Annotated in this window: 18 protein-coding genes; 5 read left to right on the top strand and 13 right to left on the bottom strand. The window is 51.5% G+C overall.

Features of this window, described 5'->3' with window-relative positions; all coding sequences use genetic code 11:
• Positions 1–86: 86 nt before the first annotated feature.
• From IEY53_RS07965 to IEY53_RS07950, 4 genes are all read left to right on the top strand, one after another.
• Positions 87–668, top strand: a complete 582-nt coding sequence (locus tag IEY53_RS07965; RefSeq protein WP_189023699.1) for a YitT family protein — start codon at positions 87–89, stop codon at positions 666–668.
• A gap of 98 nt (positions 669–766) precedes the next feature.
• Positions 767–2,029, top strand: a complete 1,263-nt coding sequence (locus tag IEY53_RS07960) for a DNA polymerase IV (protein WP_189023697.1) — start codon at positions 767–769, stop codon at positions 2,027–2,029.
• A gap of 190 nt (positions 2,030–2,219) precedes the next feature.
• The gene (locus tag IEY53_RS07955) at positions 2,220–2,912 is read left to right on the top strand and encodes a threonine/serine exporter family protein (protein ID WP_215178861.1); all 693 of its coding nucleotides are present in this window, start codon (positions 2,220–2,222) and stop codon (positions 2,910–2,912) included.
• Positions 2,913–2,939: 27 nt separating this feature from the next.
• On the top strand, positions 2,940–3,362 hold the full coding sequence (locus tag IEY53_RS07950) for a threonine/serine exporter family protein (RefSeq protein WP_189023693.1): 423 nt from the start codon (positions 2,940–2,942) through the stop codon (positions 3,360–3,362).
• An 81-nt stretch (positions 3,363–3,443) separates the two neighbouring features.
• Here the strand turns inward: IEY53_RS07950 and fakB are convergent, their stop codons facing one another.
• From fakB to IEY53_RS07935, 3 genes are all read right to left on the bottom strand, one after another.
• Positions 3,444–4,322 carry a DegV family protein gene (gene fakB / locus IEY53_RS07945; RefSeq protein ID WP_229696041.1) on the bottom strand — a complete coding sequence of 293 codons (879 nt, stop codon included), beginning with the start codon at positions 4,320–4,322 and terminating at the stop codon, positions 3,444–3,446.
• Positions 4,323–4,748: 426 nt separating this feature from the next.
• Entirely contained in the window at positions 4,749–5,210 is a 462-nt protein-coding gene (locus IEY53_RS07940) for a DIP1984 family protein (protein ID WP_189023691.1), read from the bottom strand.
• Entirely contained in the window at positions 5,207–5,731 is a 525-nt protein-coding gene (locus IEY53_RS07935; protein ID WP_189023689.1) for a GNAT family N-acetyltransferase, read from the bottom strand. Before IEY53_RS07935 ends, IEY53_RS07940 begins: the two co-directional genes overlap by 4 nt.
• Before the next feature lie 232 nt (positions 5,732–5,963).
• Here IEY53_RS07935 and IEY53_RS07930 point away from each other — a divergent pair, with 232 nt between their 5' ends.
• Positions 5,964–6,725 carry an MBL fold metallo-hydrolase gene (locus IEY53_RS07930; protein WP_189023687.1) on the top strand — a complete coding sequence of 254 codons (762 nt, stop codon included), beginning with the start codon at positions 5,964–5,966 and terminating at the stop codon, positions 6,723–6,725.
• A gap of 292 nt (positions 6,726–7,017) precedes the next feature.
• Here IEY53_RS07930 and IEY53_RS07925 read toward each other — a convergent pair whose 3' ends face one another.
• The 10 genes from IEY53_RS07925 to IEY53_RS07880 all read right to left on the bottom strand — a co-directional run bounded on the left by IEY53_RS07925 (position 7,018) and on the right by IEY53_RS07880 (position 14,123).
• Positions 7,018–7,653, bottom strand: coding sequence for an NAD(P)-dependent oxidoreductase (locus IEY53_RS07925; RefSeq protein ID WP_189023685.1), 636 nt, complete (start codon positions 7,651–7,653; stop codon positions 7,018–7,020).
• A gap of 35 nt (positions 7,654–7,688) precedes the next feature.
• Positions 7,689–8,552 (bottom strand): VOC family protein, encoded by an 864-nt coding sequence (locus IEY53_RS07920; protein WP_189023683.1) that lies wholly within the window; start codon positions 8,550–8,552, stop codon positions 7,689–7,691.
• A 263-nt stretch (positions 8,553–8,815) separates the two neighbouring features.
• The gene (locus IEY53_RS07915) at positions 8,816–9,547 is read right to left on the bottom strand and encodes a metallophosphoesterase family protein (protein ID WP_189023681.1); all 732 of its coding nucleotides are present in this window, start codon (positions 9,545–9,547) and stop codon (positions 8,816–8,818) included.
• 52 nt (positions 9,548–9,599) lie between these two features.
• Positions 9,600–10,148: an O-acetyl-ADP-ribose deacetylase gene (locus IEY53_RS07910; protein ID WP_373293821.1), complete on the bottom strand. Its 549-nt coding sequence runs from the start codon at positions 10,146–10,148 to the stop codon at positions 9,600–9,602.
• A gap of 123 nt (positions 10,149–10,271) precedes the next feature.
• Positions 10,272–10,694: an Rrf2 family transcriptional regulator gene (locus IEY53_RS07905; RefSeq protein WP_189023677.1), complete on the bottom strand. Its 423-nt coding sequence runs from the start codon at positions 10,692–10,694 to the stop codon at positions 10,272–10,274.
• A 151-nt stretch (positions 10,695–10,845) separates the two neighbouring features.
• A complete protein-coding gene (map, locus tag IEY53_RS07900) occupies positions 10,846–11,592 on the bottom strand; it encodes a type I methionyl aminopeptidase (RefSeq protein ID WP_189023675.1) in 747 nt (248 codons plus the stop codon).
• A gap of 101 nt (positions 11,593–11,693) precedes the next feature.
• A complete protein-coding gene (locus IEY53_RS07895) occupies positions 11,694–12,101 on the bottom strand; it encodes a YhfM domain-containing protein (RefSeq protein WP_189023673.1) in 408 nt (135 codons plus the stop codon).
• A gap of 53 nt (positions 12,102–12,154) precedes the next feature.
• Entirely contained in the window at positions 12,155–12,454 is a 300-nt protein-coding gene (locus tag IEY53_RS07890) for a nucleotide pyrophosphohydrolase (RefSeq protein WP_189023671.1), read from the bottom strand.
• A 13-nt stretch (positions 12,455–12,467) separates the two neighbouring features.
• Complete coding sequence (locus tag IEY53_RS07885; protein WP_189023669.1) at positions 12,468–13,388, bottom strand: DUF7638 domain-containing protein; 921 nt, start codon at positions 13,386–13,388, stop codon at positions 12,468–12,470.
• Positions 13,389–13,493: 105 nt separating this feature from the next.
• A complete protein-coding gene (locus tag IEY53_RS07880) occupies positions 13,494–14,123 on the bottom strand; it encodes an SGNH/GDSL hydrolase family protein (protein ID WP_189023667.1) in 630 nt (209 codons plus the stop codon).
• Positions 14,124–14,168: the final 45 nt, after the last annotated feature.

The raw sequence follows: 14,168 nt of genomic DNA, 5'->3' as shown, positions 1-14,168 counted from the left end.
GCCAAGCAGGATTTTTTTGATGAGAAGCAATTTTTTTCCATGATAAAGCATATTCATAAGACATGCCTTATTAGGAGATGTTGAATATGCGGTTCTGGTCAAAATTCATGGTCATCTTGATGGGCAGTCTGCTGATTGCCGCAGGGACTAATTTTTATCTCGTACCTTATAAAATTCTGGATGGCGGAATTATCGGAATCGCCCTGATTATTAATTATTTATCGGGGCTCAAAATCGGACTGGCCATTGTTATCTGCAGCGTTCCTGTGTTTCTGCTTGCCTGGCTGAAGAACCGGGAGCTTTTTGCAAGCAGTCTGCTCGGTCTTCTGTCCTCCTCCATCCTCATTGAACTGCTGAGTCCGCTGCAATATCACTTCCTGTATTATTTTGAGCTCGGCCCGGTCTCAAGCGCCATTATCGGCGGTTTTCTGATGGGCAGCGGCCTGGGACTGATGCTCCGTTTCAAAGCCAGCACCGGCGGAACCGATTTACTCGCACAATACATCACCCGCTATTTCCCCCTTAATGTAGGCCTCATTATTTTCATGACCGATTTCCTGATTATCGGGGCCGGAGGCTTGCTGATCTCCAGAGAAACCTTCCTGCATTCGCTTTTCACCATCGCAGCCGGCGGTGTCGCCACAGGTCTGCTCACCCTGAAAGACTGATTCCTTGGTGGAAATAACTATGCATATACACGATCATATGTTCGTATTATAATAAAGAAAATTCCCTTCACGCAAACCCAAACACTGGAGAGTGTCTCATGAATAAAGAACGCATCATTATGCTGTCTGATTGCCAAAGCTTCTATGCCTCTGTCGAGAAGGCGGCCAATCCCGAGTACAGCAATAAGCCGCTTGTGGTTGCCGGTGATCCGGCACGGCGGAGCGGCATTGTTCTGGCTGCCTGCCCTATAGCCAAAGACTCCGGCATCACTACGGCCGAGACCTTGCGCGAAGCGCTGGGCAAATGTCCCGAGCTGGTGGTAGTCAGGCCGCGCATGCAGCATTATATCGACGTCTCTGCCCAGATCACCGATATTCTGCGCACCTTCAGCGATCTGGTGGAGCCTTATTCCATTGATGAACAGTTCATTGACATCACCGGCAGCTTGTCCCTATTCGGCAGCCCCCGGCAAATCGCTTCGGCGATCCAGCAGCAGATTCGCACAGAGACCGGCGTCTATACCCGTGTCGGCATTGGCTACACCAAGGTCACAGCCAAGATGGCCTGTGATCTGTGGGCCAAGAAGAACAGCGATGGCCTGTTCACCCTTACCCGGGAACAGCTACCGTGCCTGCTCTGGCCGCAGCCCATCAGCCAGTTGTTTATGGTCGGCCGCCGCATGTCCGCCCATTTTCACAGCATGGGCTTAACTACCATCGGCCATCTAGCCCGCTTGCCTTTGGCTGAGCTGAAATGGCATATGCGGGAGAAGTTCCGCAAGAACTGCGACATTGACGCTGAGCTCTATTGGCGCATCGCCAACGGCATAGACGACAGCCCGGTGCAACCGTCTACCCACGAGACCGCCCCCAAAAGCGTCGGCCACCAGATGACGCTCCCCCGCGATTACCGGACAATGGCGGAGATCAGGACGATCCTGCTGGAGCTGGCTGAGATGGTCTGCCGGCGCTGCCGCAGCCTGATGGTCAATGGGGCGGTCCTGTCCGTCGGCTGCCAGGGAGCCAGCTTCGACAGGCCGACCGGATTCTCCAGACAGTCCACCATGAGTGATCCTACCAATGCCACCAATCTGGTGTATGAGGCGGCGGTCTCTCTTTTTCGCTTACACTGGGACGGACAGCCCGTGCGCCGGGTCCACCTGAGCCTCTCCAATCTGTCCGACGAGAACCAATACCAGCTGACCCTGTTCGAATCCCGCCCCCGCTACCGCGAGCTGGAGCGGGCTACCGACGGTTTGAAGAATAAATATGGAGATACGATTATCGGGCGGGCCGTTTCCTTTACGGGTGCCGGACAGATCAAGGACCGGGCCGGCAAGATTGGCGGACATTATAAGTAAGCAAAAGTTTAGGGTTGATCTTTTTAACCTCAGCGGCGACAATCGGATATATAACATTCAAGGGGAGGATCGAAAGAAGTTGGAAAGCACAGGCAGTGACAGCAACCAAAGCAGCTTCAACACAAGCGCAACCACAAGCCCCAGCTCTACCTATGAGATCATAGACCTCTGCCTGCTGGCCGGTAAAATCATGCTGCAAAGCGGTGCGGAAACCTATCGTGTAGAGGATACCATGACACGTATGGCGGCTTCGCTCGGGTGCCCGGGCGCCCACAGCTACGTAACCCCAACCGTCATCATGTTCGCCACCAGCCGGACCGAACCTGCCAAGCTGTTCCGGATTGCCGAGCGGACAACGGATTTGCAGAAGGTGTCGGAGGTCAATGATATCTCCCGCCGTCTCAGCCAGCAGCTGATTACGGCTGAGGAGGCACGCGTGCGGCTTGGCACCGTGGATGACGCTGCCCATGCTTACCCGGTATGGCAGCAGATTGTGGCAGCCGCCCTGACCGGCGCTTGCTTCACCGTCATGTTCAAAGGCAGCCTGTGGGATGCACTCCCGGCACTGCTGGTCTCGGGACTTGGGTATGCCGCCGTAATTTATCTGCACCGGCTGGTCCAAATCCGTTTCTTCGCAGAGTTCAGCGCCTCTTTCCTGATCGGCATGTTGACCTTCTTCTCGGTTAAATATGGCATTGGTCAGGAGATGGACAAAATTATTATCGGCTCGGTTATGCCTCTGGTACCGGGACTGCTGATCACGAATGCCGTTCGCGATCTGATGGCCGGCCATCTGGTGTCCGGCTTATCCAAAGGCGCCGATGCTTTTCTGACCGCCTTTGCCATCGGCACCGGAATCGGGCTGGTACTCTCACTTTTATAACACCTACGCGAAAGAGGTTAGCCCTTCATGATTTTGCAGCTTATAACCAGTTTTATCGCCGCTGCCACGTTCTGCATTCTCTTCAATGCACCGAAACGGGCTCTGCTGCAGTGCGGAACCGCCGGCATGGTGGGTTGGGTTGTCTACCTGCTGCTGGATGAACGGTGGGACACCGTGATCGCCACTTTCTTCGCGACCGTGGTCGTCGGAGTGGTCAGCCAAATGTTCGCCCGTTCCTTCAAGATGCCTGTCATTATCTTCAGCGTCGGCGGCATTATTCCGCTTGTCCCGGGAGGCCTTGCTTATGATGCCATGCGGAAATTCGTAGAGAAAGACTATATTGACGCTGTCCAGATTGCCACTCAGGCTCTGCTGCTGTCGGGAGCGATTGCCACCGGCCTTGTGCTCAGTGAAGTGCTGGGGCAGTCCATCCGCCGCAAGAGCAGATAATCTGGACAAGGACCGCACGCAGCAAGAGGGTGCCCTCCAGCCGAATGGCTGAAGAGCACCCTTTTTGTTGTAAATAAAGAATCAGCCAAGTATGCTGTTGATCTTGTTGTTCTTGATCCAGGATAACGCCAGCGTCCCTTCCCCCGCATGAATGCCGACTACAGGGACAAAGGTCATAATCTCCGTCCCAAGCCCGGGGGCCAGCTCCTGGATATCCCGTTCCAGCCGCAACGCTTCCTCCATATTGTTGGCATGCATAATGCATACCTCCTTGATCAGCCCTAGATCCCTCTTCAGGGTATCCAGCAGCTTCTGCTTGGCTTTCTTGAAGGTGCGGATCTTCTCCTCCACGATTACTTTGCCTTCATCAAAACGCAGCAGCAAATGAATGCGCAGCAGTTGACTGAGGACCAGCTGCGAGCCGGATACACGTCCGCCGCGGTGCAGCTGGGTCAAGCTTGAAGGGAGCAGGTAAAAGGACATATTGTGGACGATATTCTCTATCTTTTCTTTAATCTCCCGCACCGGAAGGCCCTGGCTGTGCCAGTGCACGCCCCGCATAATCATCTCACGAATCGGGTAGGCGCCAACCTTGGAATCAATACCAACCACAGAGGCCCCGGCAATCTCGGCAGCCTGCATAGAGGTATGATAAGTACCGCTAAGCTCGGACGAGCAGTGCACGGCAATAATCTCTTCATATTGGTCTTTCAGCCGTTCATACAGTTCAATGAACTCGCCGATCGGCGGCTGCGAACTGCTCACCTCTTCATGCTGGCGCATTTTGGCATAGAACTGGTCTGCGGTAATCTCCACATTCTCCTGAAAGCACTCTTGATTGACAATGAGGCGCAGAGGAACAATATAGACATGATTATTCCGGGCAAATTCGTGGTCGAGCGTACTGGTGCTGTCGGTGACCCAAGCGATAGGTTTCATAGATTCACTGCTCTCTTTCATGAGTGAGGTTACTTCTTCCTGTACCGTTGAACATGTATAGAGTATACAGGATAACTGTAGCCACACGGGGAAAACAGAGCCGGAATCGCATAATATTTTCTACAACATTCGACAAAATTTCACATCGCACATGACAAATATACCTAGGAATTGAAGATAGATTTATGTTATGAAAACCACGGCTTGCAGCAAAAATCCCCTTCCCCGCCCTCATCGGACCTTCCTAAACCAGCGCTCGGTAGTTACATTAAGGTGTACCCTTTACATCCATGCTAAGACGCATTCCTGTTACATTACTTGGGCTAATTTATGATTGCTCAGATCTGGCCCTGCATCTGCCATTTTGGAGGTCCAACATTCCCTGTTGGCGGGTTGCGCTCGCTTTTAGGAGAAGAACCGATTACCTTCGGCCGCAAGCCGTATTTGTCAGGAACCGATCAAGGTTATCGTCCAGTTCTTCTCCTGGATTCTAAAATCAAGCTCCCGGTAATCCCGCGACAGATCGTCCACCTGCTTCTGAATCTGCACCACATCCACAGTCCGCTGGTACCGGACTTCTGACCGGCTGAAGCGGTCCTGTGTTATAGAGGCTTGCTCCAGCAGGTCACTCAGCAGCTTGCGCAGTTGAAGCATCCGGTCACGTTCCGCCAGAGCGTCAGCAAGCGTCCAATGCTCGTCAAAAGCTACTCCCGAGTTGGTCCTGTTGATCGCTCTGACCAGTTTGGCCAGCTCATTTACGCTATGCTCCAGCTCACGCAACAAATCCTTCGGCTGCTCTGCCGGCTCTTCGCCCTCCTGTACCTTCACTACCCTCTCCAGCCGCTGCTTAAGCTGGGCTATTTTACGCTGAAGATCACTTCGGTTAACCAGCGCTTCTGCTAATTTCATACCTGCATCCTCCCTATAATTTTCTGGTAGCTGGCGATATCCAGCCTTCTGCCGAATTTAGTGCCGATTTCCTTGAAATAAGCACTTCGTTCATATCCATTCTTAAGAAACAGCCGGCAGCTGCGTTCATTCTCAGAACATACAGTGGCCACCAGCACGTGGAAATCAAGCTCGGCCGCTCTTTTTTCAATAAATTGCAGCGCATGTTCCCCTATACCTTTACCCGTACAGCCGGGTTTCAAATACACACTGATTTCTCCCGAGCTGTCATATGCCTGCTTGTTTTTATGTCTGGCAATCCCCACATAACCCTGAAGTTCGGCACCAAGCTCTATCGCATAGGATTTAAACCGTGGTTCCCCGGTTAATACGGATTCACGCATAACTGGCAACGTCAAAGGTTCAGTGTGAAAAGAAACCGTGGTGTTAAGCACGTAATAATTGTAGATATCCAGCACTTGGGGCAAATGCTCTTCCCTGATCTCTGAAAAAGACACCTCAGCAGCAATGTCGTCGCTCATCTGTAAACCTCCCAAAAGACTCATCTGCTTACAGCAGGTATTTATTTGCAATTAGTATAACGCAAAGAGGGAAGCCAGAGCAAAATGTACCAAAAACACGAATTACGCACCTTGACAAAAATAAAATTATGTGTTATAATAATAAATTAATCTATTGAACTGAAATTTCCTTTCGGTTATGATATGCATTAGCCTCACGGCATCGCTCTTATTCCATTAACGGAGGGAAACTATGCATATTGCCAAAGGAATTGAAATGTTGGAAATCACCCTGCAAGTCATGAACAAGAACGAAATGATCTACCCCACCTTGCTCTGGGATGAGGACACAGCTCTACTGGTGGATACCGGTTATCCGGGCCTGCTCAATGCCTTTAAAGAAGCCCTGGACAAATGCTCTGTTCCATGGTCTAAGCTGCGGCAGATTATAATTACGCATCAGGACCTGGATCACATCGGCAGCTTGACTGATATACTGAAGGAGCACGGAGCCTTGCCAAAGACAGTTCTGGCCCATAGGCTGGAGAAGCCTTATATCGAGGGCAGTTCAATGCTGCTCAAACATACCCCCGAGGCCCTCGCCGCGGCGGAAGCCACACTGCCCCCGGAGGTGCCGGAGGAATGGCGCCGCGCTTTTCTGCATGTACTGTCCAATCCGCCCAAAGGAAGAGTAGACATCACGTTGGCAGATGGAGAGCAACTGCCTGTTGCCGGAGGCCTTACTGTCATTCATACACCCGGCCACAGCCCGGGGCATCTTAGCCTGTATCATCACACCAGCCGGACGCTCATTGCCGCAGATGCTCTGACGGTTGCGAACAACGGGGAATTATGCGGACCCGATCCCGCCGCCACCCCCGATATGGAGACAGCCCTTGCCTCCCTGGCGAAGCTCGCAGCCTTTGAGATCGACACCGTGATCTGCTATCACGGCGGCCTGTACCGCGGAGAGGCGAGCCGCAGAATCGCCGAATTGGCACGCGGGCTTCACTGAACAAAAGGCCAAGCCGGTGTTAGCGGCTTGGCCTTTATAGAGCTGGGCAAGGGTGCGAGGGGAACCACTCAGCTTCTGCTGCATTTTGTACATTAGAACGGCCCGATTTATGGGTTGGAGCCGATTCTAATGCATTTTGTGCAGCAGGATGTGGAACACCCCAACAAAATTAAGGATTTCAGCAGATTCTGCTGTACGAAATACATCAGGATGCTCTTTTTCACTTAAAACAGGAGATTCTGCTGCACAAAGTGCAGTGGAATCTCCTGTTTGTTTGCCCCAGGTACCTGAATTAAGATTCAGACACCACTGTGAAGCGCTCACGGATATGCTGTGGCTGCTCAATCTCATCCACTATGGCAATCGCATAATCTTCGTAGCTGACATAACTCTCGCCTTTGGAGTTGACCAGCAGATGGTCTTTGCCTTTTACATACGAGCCGGTCCGCTCACCAATTGCAAAGTTGGCCGACGGGCTGACAAACGTCCAGGACAACGAATCGGTTGCTTGCAGTGCCTCCAGATTCTTCGCTTGATTCGAGGCCGTAGGCTTCACAAAATCAGGGAAATCCGGCGTATCCACCACTTTCAGCGTCTTGGCTTCATCCACATAAAGACTGCCTGCGCCGCCGACCACGATCAGTCTCGTCCCAGACACATTCTTCAGCGCATCAATCAGCACATTACCGGCATCCACATGTTGGTGTTCCTGACCGAACGGAGCCCCGAAGGCATTAACAACAACATCAAAGCTTTTCAAGTCGTCCGTAGTCAACGCCAACACGTCTTTTTCGATAATGGCAGCTGCACTTCCGGCCATCTTCGAAGCCTCCCGCACAATAGCGGTAACCTCATGTCCTCTGTCCAAAGCTTCTTTGACGATACGGCTTCCCGCTTTGCCGCTTGCTCCGATAACTGCGATTTTCATCTTGTATTACTCCTAAATTCTGTTGTAAGTACGGTTTATGCTTTCAAGACCAGCCGGATGCCGATATTCCAAGGATCTGCAAAAGCAGGTACTCCGCCCTCTTCACGAACGGTATAACCCGCTTGGCGCACGCGCTCCACCACAGCAGAACGTTCCTCTTCATTCGGCAGCAGCAAAGTGAAATAATCGATTCCCGGGGCATCTGCCGGTGCGGCAGGAGCACCTTTGCCGGCCCAGGTATTAAGGCCAATATGATGATGGTAGCCGCCGGCTGAAATGAACATCGCCGCATCCCCGTAGTTCGCCATCAGATCAAACCCAAGCAGATCCACGTAGAATTCCTTCGCCTGGCCCAGATCGCCAACATGAAAATGCACATGCCCCATCACAGTACCTTCAGGAAGCCCATTCCACACCAGCCCTTCGGAAGCCTCCAGCAATCCCTCCACATCCACCGGATCTGTAGTCATGACTACATGGCCTTGCGGATCATGCCTCCACGTATCCCGCGGACGGTCACGGTAAATTTCAATGCCGTTATTGTCAGGGTCCTGAATATATAAGGCTTCGCTGACCAGATGGTCCCCCTGTCCAACCTCTATGCCCTCCGCAATCAGATTGCGCACCACCAGCCCCAGACTCGGACGGTCCGGAACCAGGATGGCAAAATGGTACAGTCCGGCTGCCGAATTTCGGCGCAGTACCTTGGCATTCGCAATCTCCCGCAGGATGAGGAGTACGTTCCGGCCATCCGCCGTCATCTCCACTTCATGCCCTGCCTGGCGCAGCACCTTTAGCCCCACCACGTTTTGGTAAAAAGCCAGCGATCTCGCAAGATTGCTCACGCGAATCTGCACCAGCCCGATCTGGACATCCTGATGCAATGTTGTTGCTGTCATAATTCTATTCCTCCTCTTTCCTAACTTCGCTAAGTTGTAGAATGCGTCAAAAACCCTAAATTTATAGACTATACACCCGATGCAAAGGATGATTGGCACAAGCACCCTGTAACTATATTCGTTACAATATAACTATATTTAGTATAGCTGGTTTCATTAAGTTTGTAAAGATGAGGGATTCATTTATTATGTTTGGATAAAAAAAAGCCAACCCCTGAGGTTGACGAAGATAAACCTTCTTCTATAAGAGTGAAGGGTTGCAGCTACTTCTGCAACCCCCTGTATTGCCCCGTTCTAAGCTCCTTCATATACGGCTCAAGCAACGGCATTTCCGCCACCGCCGCACGCTGGATCTCCAGCTCAATATCATAGGGGACGCGCACAAACTGGATATTCAGAGGACCTGTCGAAGTTTCCCCGTAATGACCTTCCATAATGACATACGAGGCTAACGTCAGATCCAGCGGATTGCCCACACTGCCCGCATTAAACAAGGTTTTTCCTTTCAAATGTTGAATAAATGCATTATGAACATCCCCGTAACCCGCGATATCGGCTTCTCTCTGCTCTGTACAGAGTTCGGAAGATTCAAACAAGGAGAGACGCAGCGCCAGTTCATCCCAAGGCTGAACCCGCTCATATAAGCTGCGGGGCGACGCATGGAACAAACGGACAAATTTACCGCTCATCATAAATTCTATGCAAAAAGGCAGCTTGCTTAAATAATCCAGACGCTCCTCGCCGGCTACCTGCTGATGCCACTTCACCGCTTCAAATTCACTTTCTCTGCTCACAAAATCATCCCAATTGCCCTGAACGACGCGTTCACAATGGGTTCTGACCCCATCGATGGCCGTGTCCCCGCCCGGTCCCTTGCCGATAATATCCCCGAGACAAAAAATCCTCGTGATCCCGCGTTCCCGGATATCGTCCAAAACAGCTTGCAGCGCCGTAACATTACCATGCACATCTGATATGATTGCAATTTGGTCCATACAACGTCCTCCGTCCATTCCCTTTTTCAAAAGCCTTTTACAAAAGCTAAAACTAATGACAATCACTTAGTTTATCTGCATAGATCCTGTAATTTTCCTCATCAAAACAAACAAACTGAATCTCAGCGATCCCCATGTGGGTCCTGATGAATGATAACACCTCACCAATAGCAATTTCAGCCGCCTTGGGTTTGGGAAATCTATAGATGCCCGTGCTGATATTCGGAAAAGCGATGCTTGTACAGTTCAGACTACGTGCCAGCGCAAGTGTATTCCGGTAACAACGTCCAAGCAGTTCCGGCTCCTGCTGCCCCCTGTTCCAGACCGGACCAACGGTGTGAATAACGTAATCCGCCTGAAGCTGTCCGGCCGTGGTATAAACCGCCTCTCCAACAGGGCAGCCCCCTTGCCTGTTCCTTATCTGCACACATTCCGCAAGGATGGCCGGGCCTCCGGCTTTATGAATCGCCCCATCAACCCCACCGCCGCCAAGGAGACTGGTGTTGGCGGCATTCACAATTATATCGGCTTTGCATTTCGTAATGTCGCCCCGGATTACTTTTAAGCTGACTTGATTATGGATTATGATTTCTTTCATCATTGTACCTCTCTATAGATAAATTGACGATACACCTGTTTAGAACACACTCCAGCAAAAAAAAGACCAGAATCCCGTGCGAACACGTTCTGATCTTTCGCTGCCGCTCCCCGGGATTACAGCCTCTTAGCTGACAGGGATTCCATTTACGATCTGCTCAAGCGTGACTTCCTGCAGCACGTTCTCCATCGCCTTCTGGGCGAGCGAGAACACGGGAATAATGGCACCGGCAATATTTTTGCCGACGGGACAGTCCGGATTCGGATGTTCATGCACGGAGAACAAGGAGTCCTCTTCAACAACATTTACCGCCTTGTAGATCTGGAGCAAGGTAATCTCGGCAGTGCTGCGCGCGAGCGTAGCTCCGGCAACGCCTGGACGAACGTCTACAATACCCGCTTTGTGCAGCATCCCTGTAATTCTGCGGATGACTACCGGGTTGGTATTTACACTCCCGGCAATCCATTCGGAGGTGCTTTTACCTTCTTTGTTGCTGTCAATCAGTGTACAAATATGAATAGCAACCGCAAACCGGGTGCTGATGTTCATCGGAATCTCTCCTTTGGTCTCGCGTGAAACAATAGATGCAACAATAATAGTTACATTCTACATCATTGTCAATCCCTACATATCATCCATCTTCTTCTCCCCGTGCCTGGTGTCCCCGCGCTGCTGCGTAAGCGGCGAATCAGACTCCCGCTTACGCACTCGTCAGAATAATCGGCGCTCCCTTAGTTACAATGATTGTATGCTCAAACTGCGCCACCCGGCTGCTGTCGGTCACGCTGAGCGTCCAGCCATCCGGCTGCTGCTCGACATAATCAATACCGGTAGACAGGAATGGCTCAACGGTTATAACCTGCCCTTCCTTCAATACCCTTGTATCGCGCGGGTTAAAAAACGGCAATATTTCGTAAGGCTTCTCATGCAGCGCTTTGCCGATGCCATGGCTGCACAGGTTGCGGACAATGGTGTAGCCGTGGTGGCGGGCTTCCTGCTCCATCACCCGCCCGATCTCATTGACCTTCATCCCGGCCCGCAAATGGTTAATCACGCTCATCATCGTCTTTTCGGTACTGCTGCACAGGTGGAGAAGCTTGTCATTGTAAGGGGGCAGCTGAAAAGAAACGCCTGCATCCCCGTAATACCCGTTCAGTTCTGCTGAAACGTCTATATTAATCAGATCTCCGGCTTTAATTACCCTTGAACCGGGAATGCCATGGGCTACCTCTTCATTTATACTGATGCAGGTACTTCCCGGAAATTTGTAGGTGACCTGCGGAGCCGACTGCGCGCCGAATTCCTTCAAGATAGCTGACCCTGCCTGGTCCAGCTCCGCAGTCGTCATACCGGGCGTTACCTTTTTCTTCATCTCTGCTATCGTGAAGCCTACCACCTTGCCTATGGCTGTTAATCCAGCCAAATCTTCTGCTGTTTCGCTTGTCATCTGTCCTTCTTCCTCCCGATTCTGTATGTATACCATCCTCTATACCCGGCCGGTTTCCAAAGGAAACGCGCGCACTTTCCATTCTATTCCATAAACCCTCGTCAGGGAATAGGATACGCTGATCTGCCGTACAGAATCCCCCGGAGCTTATCGGCATTTTTGGCCGGAATGCTGTACCCTTTGCTTGTGCTGTCGAAGGCTGCCACCAGCAACCCCTCATTCCCCCGTTCCTGGCCCAGCGCCAAATCGTACTCCTGTGTATAGCCGTCGCCGTAGATCAGCAGCATGTCATAATCGGCTGCGTAATCCAGATCCCCATTAATTCTTGTGCCTTTGTTCATCGCATCGGCGAATGCCTGAATATAGGAAGCTTCCGTAATCGCCTTGTTCTCCAGCGCCTTCTCCAGCTGCGGATTCGGAGTCAGGTCGATTTCCTCCACCCACCTCGCATTAATATATCCATAATCGTTCTGACATCCGCTTAATACCGCAGCCAATAAGACAGGCACTATCCACAATAACCTCCTGATGGGAACCACCTCCGCAAGTAAATGTCCATATCCTAACTGCGTCCAACCGGGTATTTTTGCGCGTTTTTCGCCATCTTGCTGCGGATAATGCCTTCAATGTCAAAGTCCATGCCGTGGGCCATCGTAATACAATAGATCAGTACATCCGCCAGCTCATCGCCAATCTCTTCCCGTTTCTCAAGAGCCGGTTCTTTCCATTCCCCCCATTGAAAATGCTCCAGCAGCTCCGAAGCCTCCAGACTGATTGAGATGGCGAGGTCCTTCGGATTGTTTTTTCCGGTCCAGCCGCGCTCGTCGCGGAAGGCGATGATTTCTTCAATTAACTTGTCCATGCAGCTTCTCTCCTTAGACTTCTCTCTTTTCTTCCGGATGATAAATGATCCGAATGTAGTCCGAATCTTTGCTGTCCATATCTCCGAGGAACATCCGTTGATGTTCGGGAACGTTTTCGTACAGCTCCTTCAATCGGGTCCGGTTGTACTCTGTCGGGTATTCCAGATAATTATAGTAGGCTTGCCTGCACAGCTCATGTGCTGTTTTGCCGCCTTTTAAACGAAGCTCCAGCTCCTCCAGCTCTTTGTATTTCTCTTGGAGATCTGCGGCATATCCGCCCTCGGCCAGAGTTAATTCCCCCAGATGATCAAGAATGACCACGGTCGGCTGCTCTACAGCCGTGAAAAAGATCCCATCCTGAATATACGCCTTTACCTGCTCCAAATCCAGCTCCAGACAGACGGCAGCACTATGACATATTACCCGCCCGTCTTCATATACGACCAGATGAACCAGGTGATTGCCACCTTCGTGCTTCATGAACAGAGTAAACCCTTCGCCTTCTTTAGTCTCATAGAAAAGTTCACGCTTGAGGTAAAAGTCTACAGCTTTGGGGCTGTGGGAAACTCTCCGCCGCTCATTCCGCTCTTTCTCCGCCGCTGTGACCTGATAAATATTGCTCCAGTCCGGGTTCAACTGGCGAATCGTCTGTACTACCTGCTCATAGTAACTCTCCGCACTGTATTGCCAGTCAGCCGCCAGCACCTTGTAGCTGCCCAGGCCATGAATCGAAAGGTGCTGCCCTGCCGGAATCTCTGTGACCAGCCAGCCTTTCTCCAGCTTCTCCTTCAGCCCTGCCAGATCTACCAGCTCCCAGCAATTCATCATTCCGTCTTCGTAGACTTCCAGCCCGATATAAAAATAACTGCCATTATGAATGATTCCGCCAATCTTCGTACCTTCCACTCTTTTTGTTCTATAGATGTGCTGCATCTGCTGTACATCCTCCCTGCTCTTCTGAAAAAAAGACCGAGCCCATCCTGTATCGGAGGCAGTCTCAGTCTTCTCAGGCGATATATGTAGTCCTGTCCGGCCGGGCTAGCTTAATACGCCTACCGCTTTGAGCCAAGCCTCTGTAATCAGTGCATGTCCTGCAGTGGATGGATGTACACCGTCCGGAGCCCAATAGGCCGATTCGGCTTTGGCCGATGCTGCGGCGAACAGGCCGTCCAGCGGAACCAGCACTGCGCCATATTCACGCGCCAGTTCACGCACGATGTGGATTTTGGGATCAAGGTCCTGCCGCCAGCCCTTGCGGTCTTCCGGTACCGGAAGTACAAATGGCTCGACAAGCACCAGCTTCGTATCCAGCGATTGCTTCGTGCGCTCGATCAGATCACGGTAAGAAGCCTCGAATTGCTCCGGTGTGGTCTCCTGGCCCGAATCATAACGGCGCCAGGTGTCGTTGACACCTATATAGATGGATACCCAGGTAGGCTTATGCTCCAGACAGTCTTTCTCCCAGCGTCCCTGCAGATCTACGGCACGGTTGCCGCTGATGCCGCGGTTGATAAAGGTAAGCTTCTTCTCGGGATACAAATTCCCCAGTCGCCCGGCGATCATTAAGGCATAACCGACACCGAGGGATGAAGCGTCTTCATAATTGCGTCCACAATCGGTAATGCTGTCGCCCTGGAACAGGATAATGTCATTTTCCTTAAATACCATAAATGGAATCCTCCTCTGACTGCTTCTATATGAAACCCTATCTAT

It is taken from the genome of Paenibacillus albidus, from assembly GCF_014644435.1.
In the GTDB taxonomy this organism is placed as follows: Bacteria; Bacillota; Bacilli; order Paenibacillales; family Paenibacillaceae; genus Paenibacillus_AQ; species Paenibacillus_AQ albidus.
Note: the sequence above shows the minus strand (reverse complement) of the source record. Positions and strands in the feature narration are given on the sequence as shown.